The following is a 12,936-nucleotide window of genomic DNA, read 5'->3' on the forward strand; positions in this document are numbered from 1 at the left end:
GTCCTCCCCGTCAGGTCACGCTCAGCGCGTCCTGGTTGATGGAAACGGTGGCGCCGACGAGCGCGATCGAGGCGCCCTGGCCGTTGCTGATCCGGATGCCCGAGTCGTTGATCACGATCGAGGCCCCGCCCGGGGTGCGCAGGGTGATCCCGGTGACCGGGTCGTCGGACAGCACGATCACCCGCCGCCCGGTGGTCTCCAGCACCGTGTTCGGCACACCCGGCGGGCCGGTCGACGCCTCCACCGGGACCTCCGCGGCGGAGCCGTACCAGCAGCCCGTCCAGACCGGGTAGCTCTGGTCGCCCTGCTCGAACTCCAGCCACACGCCCGCCCCGACCGGCGGGAGCGCGTAGTGCCCCATGCCCGGGCCGGCCACCGGGAAGCAGGGCATCGCCCAGGTGGAGACCGCCTCGCCCAGCACATCGGGCACCTGGGCCTGGATGCGGCCGATCCCCAGCGGGTCGGCGTTGTTCACCACCGTCCCCCGGAACTTGCCGAGGTAGCGGGTCGGTTCGGCCATGCGGGCAACTCCTGACTGTGGCGGCTACGGGACGACGGCCGGCTGGAGGGCGATCAGGCCCTCGCGGGTCAGCGTGAAGTTCTGGGTGTACGAGCCGCGCTTGAGGTCGTGGGTGACGCTCTTGACGAAGTACAGGCCGTCGTAGGTGAGCCCGGCGCCGCGGACGCCGACCAGCTCGCGCGGCCGCAGCACGTGGCCGTACCGCACGACGTCGAGCCGGCCGGAGCCCGAGACGGCGTCCGCCGACTGCACCGCCTGGGCGATGATCTCGGCCACGGCCTGGGTGGAGTCCTTCTTGGCGGTGTCGGCGACGACCTTCTTCTTCAGCGCCGGCGCGGGCCGCAGCGCGAGCGGCGGGCGCAGGACGCTCACCTCCGGCACCGGCAGGACGGCGGACACCTTGGTCGCCGGGAGCTGGATGCGGGCCTCCGGCTCCTCGCGGGCCGTCCCGTCGAAGGCGAAGGTGAGCTGGTCGACGTTGGACAGCGCGTCCATGTTCACGTTCAGCGCGTGCTGCGGGACGCCGAGGCGGTTCTCCGGCCCCCAGTAGGCCCGGCTCGCCCCGGGGACCGGGCCGGGGTCCAGGTAGAACACGTACCCGTTGGCCTTCGCCAGCTCGTTGACGTAGCCGAGGTCGGTGCCCTTCTGGAAGTCGATCCGCCGGGTGGGCATCGGCGTCTGCGGCACCAGCTCCGGGATCACCAGCGGGACGATGCCGTACTGCCCGTACTTGCCGATGATCGCGGCGACCCGGGCTGCCGGGGACATCGCGGGGAAGGGCACCCCGGCCTGCTCCTCCAGGTCCATCAGCACCGTCAGGTCCTCCCCGGTGACGGTCAGCGTGGACTGCCCGGGCTGATTGCTGATGCCGACCTCCTGACGGATGATCACCCCGTCCATCAGCACGCTCGGGGTGCCGGTGACGGTCACCATCAGCACCACCCTGGTCTTCGGGTCGAAGAAGCCGCCCGGCAGCAGGGCGGTGTTGATCGGACCGCGCTTCGACAGGTCGAAGGCCAGCTGGAACCCGGAGCGCTGCCCGGACGCCACCGTGACCTGCGCCGACAGCAGGGCGTCGGTCACCGGCTGCGGCACCGGCACCGGGATCCGCGGGCCCATCAGCAGACTGAGCCGGATCGAGCCGACCGGTCCGCCGCCCGTGACGGCCGGGGCGTCAGCCATGGTCCGCCCCCGCTCCCGCGCCGGGCAGCGCGATGACGATCCGCCGGCCCGGTGTCGCGGTCAGCTCCCGTGGATCCAGCGCCGGGTTGGCGTCGGCGATCCGCCACCACTGGTCGGCGCTGCCGAGGTAGCGGTCGGCGAGCAGGTCGAGGCGGTCGCCGGCCCCGACGATGTGCTCGGCGAGCGGCGTCAGGCCGTCCGTGCGCGGCAGCAGCCGCCGCCGCAGGTACGGCACCTGCCGCCCGTCCGGCTCCGTGTGCAGCGCCGGCGGGATGCCGTGGTACCGGCTGCCCGGCGGGTACGGCGAGGGCAGTGGCAGCGCGTCGAACGGGTCGCCGGCGGTCATCGCAGCCCTCCGCCCGGCCCGAGCGCCCCCGGCCGGCCGTCGGCCCCGGCGGTGACCAGCCGCTCCTTCTGCGCGAGGTGCGCGAGGTAGAGCTCGGCCCCGCGGTGGCCGGCCGGCAGATCGCTGACGGTCAGGACGCGCAGGCCGACGGCGACGGCCGCCCTGACCGGGTTCAGATCCATGTCGAACGCCTCCTCGGTGATGGTGAGTTCGGTCAGCCGCACCGGCAGGATCCGCTTGCCGCCCCAGGTGAACAGGGTGAGCGGCGCCTCGACCGGCGCGATCTCCAGGGTGCCGAGCGCGGCCAGCGCCTGGCCGGCCCTCAGCTGCGCACTGGCCGGCTGCACCAGCGACTCCAGCGCGGCCAGCTGCGGATGGATGCCGTTCGGGGCCGGCACGTCCAGCTGGTCGGTGGAGTCCAGCTCCGCGGTGAACTTCCACGTCTCCACGGCCGGTCCCTTGAGCCGCAGCGCCTCCGTGCGGTCCCCGCTGCCGTCCGCCCCCGCCGCCTGCGGGGCCAGCGACCGCTCCAGGCTGTCCGGGTTGAACTGCAGCACGATGACCCGCTGCGGCGTGCCGCGCTGCGGATCGACGACGACCAGCCCGGAGCGCACCGGCCGGGGGGCGTCCGTGTAGGGCATCAGGAGCCGCCTTCCGTCCGGGCGAGGCCCTCCAGCAGGACCCGGGCGTTGTGCCGGACGTGGTCCGCCGGGTCGGTGCGGCCCAGCTCCTCCACCAGGGCCACCAGGCCGGGCCAGGGCAGGTAGCCGGTCGCCACCACCACCGCCTGCCGGATCCCCGGATCGTCGTCGCGGGCGGCGCCGGCGAACGCCTCGACCACCGCGGGGTCCTCCGGGCCCTCGGCGGTCAGCGCGGCGGCGTAGAGCGCGACGAGCCGGTCGTTGCGGTCGACCGGGCCGGCCCGGTCGACCGCGTCGGACCGGTCGCCCGCGTCGGACCGGTCGCTGCGTCCGGCGGCCCGGCGCAGCGCGGTCAGGGCCTCGTCGAGGGTCCACACCCGGCAGCGGGGCCGCAGTTCCGCCTCGGTCTCCGCCGCGCCCTCGCCCCGGATCGTGACGTACCGCAGGCCGGTGGTCCGGTCGTCGACGTAGTGCACCTCGGCCCTGCCGTCCGGGGTGAGCCAGCTGTCGACGACGGCGCCGTCCTCCTTGCGCCCGAGGTCGAGCAGGTTCCAGAAGAGGTCCCAGACGACCAGCTTGAAGTCGTGCTCGCCGAACTCGGGCCTGAGGACCAGGCGGATGAACGATCGGGTCATTCCGGTCTTCTCTCTCATGTCAGGCCGTAGAAGTTCCGCAGGAAGTCCTGGACGAGCTTCTCGCCCTTCCTGACGGTCTCGTCCTCCGTGGCGGCGAGGATCCCCAGGCCGCCGGTGTGGGCGCGGGCCCAGGCCTCGCCGAGCTGCAACTCGCGGAAGCGCAGTTCGTCGCGATCGGCCTTCGCGGCGTCGAAGCCCTTCTGCTGACCGGCCTCCTCCTGCTTGAGGGCGCGGGCGGCCGGCACGGCTTTCACCATCGACATCGGGAACCGCCCCCGTTCGCCCCGGCGCTTGCCCTCGTACTCGGCGAACGCCTGCGTCCGGTCCAGCCCGCCGGCGTTCGGTCCGCGGGCCAGGAGATCGGTCGTCATCGCCGCGTAGCCGAGGTTGGCGGGGCTCCGGACGGACTCCCGCACGAACATCAGCCAGTGCGTGCTGCGCACCAGGGCCCGCTGCTCCGCCGTGAACGAGGGCGGCAGGTGGCTGTTGGTGCTGTAGGCCCGCAGCGCCATGGCGAAGTCCATGTCGGTCAGGCCGACGCGCTTCAGGTCGCCGACGAGCTCGTGGTATTTGGTGACCCCCATGGTCATCGAGTTGAGGGCGCCCCGCTTCTGCTTCTGCTCGCCCACCGGTTCGGCGTCCGGACCGACCAGGTAGCGGTCCACCCTCCCGGTGCCGATGGCGTACGGCGGGACGACGAGCGGACCGCCCTGGGCGGCCGAGAGGTGGAGGGACGAGCCGCGCTCCCGCAGGTACCTGACGACGCCGGGGATGTCCTTCGACCCCTGGATCACCAGCGCCTGGTTGACGGCGTCGGCCTGGGCCCGGTACTTGACGAGCCGCAGGCGCACCGCGACGTCGATGACGTCGGCGCGGTCCAGCAGGCCCTCCGCCTGCTTCCGGATGATCGCGCGGATCTCCGCGTCCGTCAGCTCGAAGCCGCCCCCGGCCGTGGCCTTCGGGTTGAGCAGGGCCTCGACGGTGAAGGCCGGCCCGCCGGCCTCCGCCAGCCCGGTGAGCCGGTACCAGGCCCGCATCCCGGCCAGCACGGGCCGCAGCACCAGCTGCCGCACGCCGCGGGCCAGCAGCCGCCCGATCCGCGGCCGGATCCGGGCGACGATCAGGTCCAGGCGCTGCTGCTTCGCCCGGGGCGAGTTCTCGCGCTCGCGGCGGGCGGCGCGCTGCTGCCGCCGCCTCTGCCGCCAGTCGCGCAGGCGGTCGCGCTGCTTGCGGTAGGCGTCGCGGATCCGCCGGGCGCCGGTGGTGAGGGCGCGGCCGAGCCTGCTGCCGAGGAGCTTGCGGCCGAGGGCGCGGGCGGCGGTCCGCACGCGGCCGAGGGCGGCCCGGACGGTCCGCCGGGAGGCGTGGAGCGCGCGGGCGACGGCGGAGGCCGGGCGACGGGGCGCGGCCTTCGGGCGGGCGGCCTCGCGGTGCGGGCGTCCGGCGGCGGCGGGGCGCTGCGGGTGCCGGACGGTGGGCCGGGCCGGCCGTACGGGCCGGGCCGGCCGCCCGGGGGAGGGGCGGAGCGCCCGGGTGGCCCGGCGCAGGCTCGCCCGGGCCCTGTTGACGGCGCTTCCGGCCGCCTTGCGGGCACCCCGGCCCGCCCTGGCCAGACCCTTGAGGATCTTCTGGGCGATCCCCCTGAGCCTGGCGCCGACCGCCCTGCCGGCGCTCTTGAGCCTGCCGAGCAGGAAGGTGGAGATGAAGTCCAGCAGCGCCACCACGCCCGCCGCGACCGCGTCGGCGAACAGGCACGCGGCCGACCCGGACTTGACCGCCTTGAGGAAGGCCACGAACTTCCCGATCGCGGCGACGATCCTGCTGACGCTGTTCCACGCCGCCACCAGACCCTGGATGACGGCCAGCACCGCGCCCGCGGCCGGCACGATCAGCGACACCAGCTTCTCGACGACGATCGAGACGATCATCCCCGGCAGTGCGGCGACGATCGCCTGCCAGGCCATCCGGCCGATCCGCGCCATCGTGAGGCAGCCCTTGACCAGGACGTCGACGAGCGTGGAGGTCAGGCCGACGACCGACTCCACCTTCTGGTCGAACCACTGCCTCACCGCGCGCTTGACCGCACCCCACAGATGCAGCCGGACGCCGTCGACCGCCGCCGTGCCCAGCTTCTTCAGCCAGCCGCCCGGATCGGCGGCGACGTCGCCGATCAGGACGGCGAACTCGCCGAAGACCGCGATCGCCTTCCGCACGAAGTCGATCGCGTCCAGCACGGCCCGCCGGACCGCCTCGACCGCGGCCTTCAGCCCCGCCTCCAGCGCGTCCAGCAGGGCGTTCAGACCGGCCGCCAGCGCGTCCAGCAGCGTGTTGACGGCGTTCCTGAGCCCGTCCGCCCACGCGTCGACCTTGGCGACGGCCCGGTCGCGCCACTCCTCGATCCTCCTGCGGAACCGGTCCCGCAGTTCGGGGAAGGCCGCCAGCAGGACGTCGCAGATCCTGATCAGCGCGTCCGCCAGCCCGTTGATCAGCTCGACGGCGAACTTCCGCACCTGGTCGATCGCCCGGTTCGCGAAGCTGCGGAAGCCGTCGATGATCGCGTTGACCAGGCCGCGGAAGTGGTCGAAGACCTTGGTGACCGCCTCGACCAGCGCGTCGAAGGCCGCCTTCACCTTGGACTTGACCCAGCCCCACCAGCCCTCGGACTCCTCCTTCTTGCGCTCCTTCTCCCGCTGCGCCTTCTCCTCGGCCTCCCTGCGCCTGTCCTGGATCCTCCGGTTGTCCTGCTCCCGGCGGTCCTCGACCTCCCGGTCGGCCTCGGCGCGCCTGCCGTCGATCCGGCCGGTCCTGTCCCGGTGCTCGGCGCCGGCCTCCTGGTCCGCGGCGGAGATCCGCTGGTCCTGCTCGCCGCGCCACTGCTCGCGTTCGGCCCGCACCTTCGCCGCGGCGTCGCTCCGCTCACCGGCCTGGGCCTCGGCGTTGTCGGCCACCGCCCGGTCGACCTCGGCCTCGTGCCGGCGGCGCGCCTCGGTCTCGCCCTGCCGCTGTGCGGCCTGCTCGGAGCCCAGCCGGTCCCGGCCCCGGCCGGCGGCGGCCCGGAGCTGCGGGCCCCGCTCCTGCTGGGCCACGATGCCGACCCCGGGGCCGGCGTCGGGGCCGGCGTCGACGGTGCGTCCGGGACCGGCGGCGCGCGGGCGGCCGCCGCCCGGGACGGAGGCGGTGAGGGTCTCCTCCGGCACGGCCGGGTCGATCCGGTCCTCGCCCATCGGCCTGGCGGCGTCCTCCCGGCCGACGCCGAGGATCCTGGCCGCGCTGTCCTTGAGCTTCGCCGCCTGCGCGTCGGTGCGCGCCGGATCGCTCTCGCCGGTCAGCTCCACCCGGGGCGCCGGGCCGACCGTGGTGTTCAGCGCCGGGTCGGTCGAGGGCACGCCGTCGACGGCGCCCTGCAGCCGCTGCACCTCCTGCGGCGAGACCCGGGTGCTCGCGTCGTCGGCGACGTGCGGTGCGGTGACCCGGTCACCGGGGTTGCGGCCCCCGGCCTGCCGGGACGGGCCGGCCTCCTGCCGCGCGCCGTCCGCGCCCGCCGGGCCGACCCGTTCCAGCCGCTCCGTCACCGCCCCGGCCGGCGGCGCGGCCTCGGGCGGGCCGGACCGGGTGCGCGGGGCCCCGGACGGGCGCCGCAGGGACGGCGGGGCCGCCCGCAACCGGGCGTGCTGCTCGGTGACCGTGCGGTCCACCGACCCGTCCACGCCGTCCAGTGCGGCGGCCATCCGGTCGGGCGGCAGGCTCGCGGCGGTGGCGAGGGCGCTCGGCGGGTCCTGGGCGGAGACGTCGGGCGCGGCCGGCTGCTCCTGCGGCCCGGCCGGGGCCCCGACCGCGCCCCCCGCGGCGCCCCCGGCCGCGCAGACGCCGCCGTCGGCGGGAGCACCGGCACCGTCCGGCTCCGCCTCGGTGGTGGGCTGCGGCGGGCCCGCGCAGGCGCCGCCGCCGGATTCCAGGGAGGCCTCCGGGGCGGGCCGGACGGTGGGCTCGGCCGGTGCGTCGGTCCGGTCGGCCGCCGGGCCGGGAGCGGGGGCGGGGGTCTGCTCGGGGGAGGCGTCCGGGGTGTCGCCGCCGACCGGCGCGCGGGTGGCGGCGGGGGAGACCGGCGCGGCGGTGCGCTCCGGGGCGCCCGGCTCGGGCGGGGGCGCGGGCTCGGCGGGCGCCTCCGGCTGCGGGTGTGGCTGCGGTTGTGGCTCGGGCTCCGGGGCGGCGGGTTCGGCGGGTCCGGCGGCGGCCTGGGTCTCCGGTTCTTCCGGCCGTTCCGGCCGGAGGCCGCGGCCGGCCCGGTCCTCGTTCCCCTCGCTCTCCTGGGTCTCCTGGGTCTCCTCGGCTTCCCCGGTTGCGCGGCTCGCGTCGGCGGCCGGTGGCGGCGCGGTCCCGGGCTCGGCCGGTCCGGGGGCCGGCGCCGGGTCCTCCTCGGCCTCCGGCCGGCCCGCCCGCTCGTCCTGGACCTGCTCGGCCCTGGTCGCGGGCGGCTCGGGGAACGCCGGTGCCGCGGCCGCCGTGGCCGGCAGGCCGTCCGCCGAGGGCTGGATCCGGTCGAGGGTCGGGACGGCGGACATCTCGGGGTCCGCCGTGGGGAGGAAGTCCCCGGGCCTCAGCTCCGGCCCGGGGTCGGTCGGCAGCGGCGGCTGCCCGCGGTCCGCGCCGGCGGTGTCGGGCACCTCGGCGTCCGCGCCGGGCTCCAGGCCCAACGGCCGCTCCTCGTCCCGGACGTCGCCCTGCGGGCCCTCGCCCTCCAGCAACCCGTGCCGGGCGAGCGGGCCGTCCGGGGCCTGCGCGACCGCGTCCAGCCGCTCGGGCCTGACCGGCGCGGGCTGCGGCGGCGGGCCGGCGGCGGGCTCGCGCGGCGTCGTCCCGGCCGAGGGACGGGTGGCGGCGTCCGGCTGCCCGGCCTCGGGCGCTCCGGCCTCGGACGCTCCGGCACCGGGGGCGACCGCCTCCGGCGCGGGCTCCGGTCCGGTCCCCGGTGTCGCGGCCCCGGGGGCGGCGGCCCCGGGGCCCGCCACGGGTGCCTCCGGCGCGCTCGTCGGCTGTTCCGCCGGCTCCGCGTCCGGCCGAGCCTGCTGGGCGTCCTGCTGCTCCTCCGGCGGCCCGGTCTCCCGGTCCGGCGGCGGGGTCGGCCCGTGCTCGTGGTCGCTCTGGTTGCTCTGGCCGCTCTGGCCGGTCTGCGACGGCGACTGCTCGGTCTGCTCGGCGGGTTCGGCCGGTTCGGCGGGTTCGGCCGGTTCGGTGCTCTCGGTGACCGGCGCGGGCGTCTGCGCGCCGTCGACGTCGGCCGGGCGGTGCTCGGCGGCCTCGACCAGCTCCAGCACCCGGGTGTAGTCCGAGGACGGCAGCCGGTCCGCCAGCCGGGCGAGCACCGAGGCCTGCAACTCCGGCGCGAAGCGGGCGAGTTGCAGCCGGACCCGGCCGGAGGAGTCGGTCGGGTCCCCGCGCAGCGAGCGCAGGATGCCGGCTGCCAGGCGGTCGACCAGCGTGGCCGGATCGAGCCGCTCGGTGCGGAACCGGTCGGCGTCGACGGTCGCGTACCGCAGCCAGCCGGGGGTGGCGCCCGGTGTCGCGCTGGCCGGACGGTCGTCGCGCGCGCCGCGCTCCGCCTCCCGTTCGACCGCGTCCTGCGGCAGGCTGACCGCGCCCAGGTCGCGGCCGGCCCGCAGCACACCGAGCGGATCCGGGGCCTGGACGGTGTGCAGCAGCTCATGGGTGAGCAGTCGTCGGCCGTCCTCGGCGGACGGCCGGTACTTGCCCTCGCCGAAGAAGAGGTCCGGGCCGACGGCGACGGCGTCCGCGCCGAGCAGCTCGGTCAGCGCGGCGGAGTCCCGGTCGGTGTGCACCCGGACCCGGCCGAGGTCGTGCCCGAGCCGTGCCTCCAGCTCCCGGCGCACGCCCGGGTCGAGCGGCTGGCCGGCGCCGGAGACGATCTCCTTCGGTTCGGGTGTCCGGGCCCTCGGCGCCCTGGTCCTACGCCGGTCCGCGCCCTGCTCGGCATCCTTCGGGGCCGCGGCGGTGGCGGCGATCCGGGTCATGGCCGCCCCCGTTCCGGCGGCCGGCCCCCGCCGGACAGCCCGGTGTGCACGGCGCGGGCGAGTGCCTCGCCGAGCCGCCGGGGGGAGGCGCCGGCCGGCAGCGGCGGCAGCCCGGAGACGGAGTCCAGCGCGAGGTCACCGCCGGTCGCGAGCGGCACGCCGCGTGCCGCCACCAGGCGGGTGAGCTCGCTGTGGAACGCCGCCGTCAGCCGGTCGTGGTCGATCCGCGCGAAGCCGTCGAGGACCAGTTCGCCGATCTCGACCTCGATCCGCCCGCTCGGCCCCCCGGCCGTTCCCCCGGTCGATCCTCCGGTCAGGTCCATCCGCAGACCTCCGAGGGCGTCAGGGAGCGCTCCAGCTTCAGGTACTCGGTGTGCGCGGCGGCCAGCAGGTGCCGCATCTGCAGGGGGCAGTCCTCGTCGGCGGCCCGGAAGGCGGCGGCCAGCGCGATGTTGCGGATGGAGCCGCCGGTCACGGTGAGCTGGGCGAGCCGCTCCGGGTCGAGGCCCCGGCTGGGCGTCTGCGCGGGGATGACCCGCCGCCAGATCTCGGCGCGCTCCGGCACCCCGGGGAACGGGAAGTCGACCACGAACCTGATCCGCCGCAGGAACGCCGGGTCCAGCGCTTTCCTCATGTTGGTGGTGAGCACGGCCAGGCCCCGGTAGGCCTCCATCCGCATCAGCAGGTAGCTGACCTCCAGGTTGGCGTAGCGGTCATGGCTGTCCCTGACCTCGCTGCGCTTGCCGAACAGCGCGTCGGCCTCGTCGAAGAGCAGCAGGGCGCCGCCGCGTTCGGCCGCGTCGAAGACCCGACGGAGGTTCTTCTCGGTCTCGCCGATGTACTTGCTGACGACCTGGGAGAGGTCGATGACGAACAGGTCGACGCCGAGCTGCCCGGCGACCACCTCGGCCGCCAGGGTCTTCCCGGTGCCCGACCCGCCGGCGAACAGCGCGGTGACGCCGAGGCCGCGGCGCAGCACCGCCTCGAAGCCCCACTCCTGGTAGACCGTGCCGCGCCGGCGGACGTGGGCGACGATCTCGCGCAGGGTCGAGCGCTGGCGCTCCTCCAGCACGAGGTCCTCCCAGCCGGCGCGCGGTTCGACCCGCCGCCCCAGCTCGTCCAGTGACATCCGGGCCTCCGCCAGCCCGGCGTGCCAGGCGAGCGGGCTGATGTCCCGGCCGTCCTCGGCGGCCCGCCGGGCGGTCGCCGCGGCGGCCCGGATCACATGGCCCGGCAGCGAGAACTGCGCGGCCAGGGAGCGGAGTCCGCCGTCGGTGAGGCCGGGGGCGCCGTCCAGGGCGGCGGTCCAGACCGCGAGCTGCTCCTCGGGGCCGAGCGGGGGCACGGTCAGCCGGGCGCGGTCCGAGACCCCCGCGGGCGCGGGCTCGTCGCCGGACACGACCAGCGGGACCGCGAGGCTCCCGAGGAAGGACTCCACGGCGTTCGGGGACGGCGGACGCTCCCGGTCCGGTTCGCCGCCCTCCACCAGCAGGGCGGCCGGGATCAGGATCGCCTCCCGCTGCCAGAGCCGGGCGAGCCGCTCGCGCTCCGCGGGCGCGGTGGGCAGGTCCTCGCGGTGCACGGCGTAGAGGGCGAGGCCGGCGCGGTGGGCGGCCGCCGCCGCGATCTCCCGGCGGGTGCGGCGGTCGGCGCCGGTCAGTTCGGCGTGCGGCGGGCCGGCCGGTCCGGCCGAGGTCCAGGCCCGGGCCAGCTCGGCCGCGCACCGCTCGTGCGGGCCTGGCAGCCCGCCGGGCGGGCCGATCCGGGTGAGCAGGCCGTGCAGCCGCGCGTCCAGGTAGGGCACGCCGACCAGGAAGTGCAGCACCCGCTCGTCGATCCGCAGCCGGGAGGTGGTGAGCGCGGTCTCGTCGTCCGGTTCGACCAGCCGGAACCGGCGCAGCGGACCCACCGGGGTCAGCGCGCTCCAGTGCGGCCGGTCCAGGGCGGCGAGGGCGAGCGAGAAGGTGGGGTGGGCGCGCCCGGGGTCACCGCCGGCCGCGGCGCACCGGGCGGTGGCGGTGGGGTCGACGGCGGGGGCGGCGGCCAGCACCAGGACGTCGCGCTCGAACGGGGTGAGCCCGAAGTCCGCGGTGAGGGCGTCCAGGGCCGTGGCGGGCGCGGAGGCGGGCGGCGGGGGATCACCGGGCCGCGGGGGATCACCGGGCGGCGGCCGGTCGGTGCGGCCCGCCGCGTGCGCGTCGATCCTTTCGAGCACGGCGGCGACCGCGGCCGACAGCGCCTGCCGGTGCGGCTCGTGCGGGTCCTGCCCGTGGCTCGTGCTCATCGCTCCCCCCTCTCCGGTCAGTGCGTCAGATCCACGGCGGGGCCGCTGAAGGACCCGTCGGCGGCCACCGTCAACGCGCTGGGCACGCCGTCGACCTGGACCCGGGCCAGGTACGCCGTCGGGCGTACGCCGGTGACCGGCACCCGGACCTCGTACGGGTCGGGGCGCGGCCGGGACGGTGCGGGGGCCCGGAACCGGTGGCTCGCCCCGGGCCGCCCGGGGGGCGGGTGCGACTCGTCCAGCAGCAACAGGACGTGCTGGTCGTCCTGCAGCGGAAGGTCCAGCCGGACGGTCAGCCGGGCCGACACCCCGTCCGGTCCGACGCGCCGGTCCGTGGTGCCGATCGGGGCGACGATCCGCGGCTGGCGCGCGAAGCTCTGTGCGTTGGACTCCACGGCGAGGTGGTCGGCGGCGGGCCGGCCGTCCAGCGCGAGTCCGTGCAGCACCTGCACCTGGTGCACGCCGGGCGGCAGGTCCTCCGGTACGGCGACCACCAGCCGGTCGTCGCGGACGCCGTCCGCCCCGACCGGGACCCGCCGCTCGCCGAGCCGGGCCACGACCAGGTCCGCGCGCAGGCCCGTGCCGTCCAGCACCAGTTCCCGGTCCCTGGTCACCGGCCCGTCCTCGGGGGTGCCCCGGGACCCGGCCGGCCGGGAGCGCACCCGCTCGACGACCGGCCCCCGGGACGGCACGGCCCGCACGGTGCGGCGCAGCACGGGCCGTCCGGCCACCGGGTCGGCCCTGCCCTCGACGAGGACGGCGGTGGCCTGGTAGACGACGGACAGCGCGTAGGGGGTCTGGAACAGGGTGGTCCACAGCTTGGACAGCTCGTCGACGTCCATCGGCGTGGGCGTGAGGCGCACCCGCTGCGGGGAGGCCGCCAGGTCGCTCCCCGCCAGGTACGGCCGGTCGGCCGCCTCCTCGATCAACCGCCGCGACAGCACCGGCTGTTCGGTCAGCGCCCGGACCACGCAGCCGAGCAGCCGCTGGCCGACCAGCTGGGACTCCTCGCCGTAGCAGCTGATCAGGTAATGCAGGTCGAGGGCGGCGGCCGGGCGGGTCAGCAGGGTGCCGTCGGCCGCGCGGGTGGGTGCGTCGAGGTTGCGCAGCGAGGCGTTGGGCGTGACCTGGTAGAGGAAGACGGTGACGGTCGGGTCGGCGGGCGGCTCGGTCGGCGGTTTGCGGGTGCCGACCTCGACGGCGAACGGGATGTCGGGGGAGAGCGCGCGGGTGATGAGCAGCCGCAGCGCCTCGCTCACGGTGGCGATCGCGAGGTGGTTGCTCATGGCCGCACCCGCC

General features: G+C 76.4%; 9 protein-coding genes. All 9 read right to left on the minus strand.

What is annotated here, in order from left to right; translation table 11 throughout:
* Positions 1–10: 10 nt before the first annotated feature.
* Genes ACF1AK_RS34265 through ACF1AK_RS34305 form a run of 9 tightly spaced genes read right to left on the minus strand, consistent with a single transcriptional unit; the run spans position 11 to position 12,923 of the window.
* Positions 11–520 (minus strand): phage baseplate assembly protein V, encoded by a 510-nt coding sequence (locus tag ACF1AK_RS34265; protein WP_391502734.1) that lies wholly within the window; start codon positions 518–520, stop codon positions 11–13.
* A 24-nt stretch (positions 521–544) separates the two neighbouring features.
* The gene (locus tag ACF1AK_RS34270; protein ID WP_391502735.1) at positions 545–1,702 is read right to left on the minus strand and encodes a hypothetical protein; all 1,158 of its coding nucleotides are present in this window, start codon (positions 1,700–1,702) and stop codon (positions 545–547) included.
* On the minus strand, positions 1,695–2,048 hold the full coding sequence (locus tag ACF1AK_RS34275) for a hypothetical protein (protein WP_391502736.1): 354 nt from the start codon (positions 2,046–2,048) through the stop codon (positions 1,695–1,697). Before ACF1AK_RS34275 ends, ACF1AK_RS34270 begins: the two co-directional genes overlap by 8 nt.
* Positions 2,045–2,692, minus strand: coding sequence for a hypothetical protein (locus ACF1AK_RS34280; RefSeq protein ID WP_391502755.1), 648 nt, complete (start codon positions 2,690–2,692; stop codon positions 2,045–2,047). The genes ACF1AK_RS34275 and ACF1AK_RS34280 overlap by 4 nt, the downstream gene beginning before the upstream one ends.
* A complete protein-coding gene (locus ACF1AK_RS34285) occupies positions 2,689–3,324 on the minus strand; it encodes a HEAT repeat domain-containing protein (protein ID WP_391502737.1) in 636 nt (211 codons plus the stop codon). Before ACF1AK_RS34285 ends, ACF1AK_RS34280 begins: the two co-directional genes overlap by 4 nt.
* A 14-nt stretch (positions 3,325–3,338) precedes the next feature.
* Positions 3,339–9,353, minus strand: coding sequence for a DUF4157 domain-containing protein (locus tag ACF1AK_RS34290; protein ID WP_391502738.1), 6,015 nt, complete (start codon positions 9,351–9,353; stop codon positions 3,339–3,341).
* Positions 9,350–9,676 carry a hypothetical protein gene (locus ACF1AK_RS34295; protein ID WP_391502739.1) on the minus strand — a complete coding sequence of 109 codons (327 nt, stop codon included), beginning with the start codon at positions 9,674–9,676 and terminating at the stop codon, positions 9,350–9,352. The genes ACF1AK_RS34290 and ACF1AK_RS34295 overlap by 4 nt, the downstream gene beginning before the upstream one ends.
* Positions 9,667–11,637, minus strand: coding sequence for an ATP-binding protein (locus ACF1AK_RS34300; RefSeq protein ID WP_391502740.1), 1,971 nt, complete (start codon positions 11,635–11,637; stop codon positions 9,667–9,669). Before ACF1AK_RS34300 ends, ACF1AK_RS34295 begins: the two co-directional genes overlap by 10 nt.
* Positions 11,638–11,654: 17 nt before the next feature.
* Positions 11,655–12,923, minus strand: coding sequence for a Pvc16 family protein (locus ACF1AK_RS34305; protein ID WP_391502741.1), 1,269 nt, complete (start codon positions 12,921–12,923; stop codon positions 11,655–11,657).
* Positions 12,924–12,936: the final 13 nt, after the last annotated feature.

It is taken from the genome of Kitasatospora sp. NPDC015120 (assembly GCF_043080305.1).
In the GTDB taxonomy this organism is placed as follows: Bacteria; Actinomycetota; Actinomycetes; order Streptomycetales; family Streptomycetaceae; genus Kitasatospora.

Coding starts and splice junctions, on each gene's coding strand:
- ACF1AK_RS34265 (WP_391502734.1), bottom strand. CDS start 520: ATGGCCGAACCGACCCGCTACCTCGGCAAGTTCCGGGGGACGGTGGTG.
- ACF1AK_RS34270 (WP_391502735.1), bottom strand. CDS start 1,702: ATGGCTGACGCCCCGGCCGTCACGGGCGGCGGACCGGTCGGCTCGATC.
- ACF1AK_RS34275 (WP_391502736.1), bottom strand. CDS start 2,048: ATGACCGCCGGCGACCCGTTCGACGCGCTGCCACTGCCCTCGCCGTAC.
- ACF1AK_RS34285 (WP_391502737.1), bottom strand. CDS start 3,324: ATGACCCGATCGTTCATCCGCCTGGTCCTCAGGCCCGAGTTCGGCGAG.
- ACF1AK_RS34290 (WP_391502738.1), bottom strand. CDS start 9,353: ATGACCCGGATCGCCGCCACCGCCGCGGCCCCGAAGGATGCCGAGCAG.
- ACF1AK_RS34295 (WP_391502739.1), bottom strand. CDS start 9,676: ATGGACCTGACCGGAGGATCGACCGGGGGAACGGCCGGGGGGCCGAGC.
- ACF1AK_RS34300 (WP_391502740.1), bottom strand. CDS start 11,637: ATGAGCACGAGCCACGGGCAGGACCCGCACGAGCCGCACCGGCAGGCG.
- ACF1AK_RS34305 (WP_391502741.1), bottom strand. CDS start 12,923: ATGAGCAACCACCTCGCGATCGCCACCGTGAGCGAGGCGCTGCGGCTG.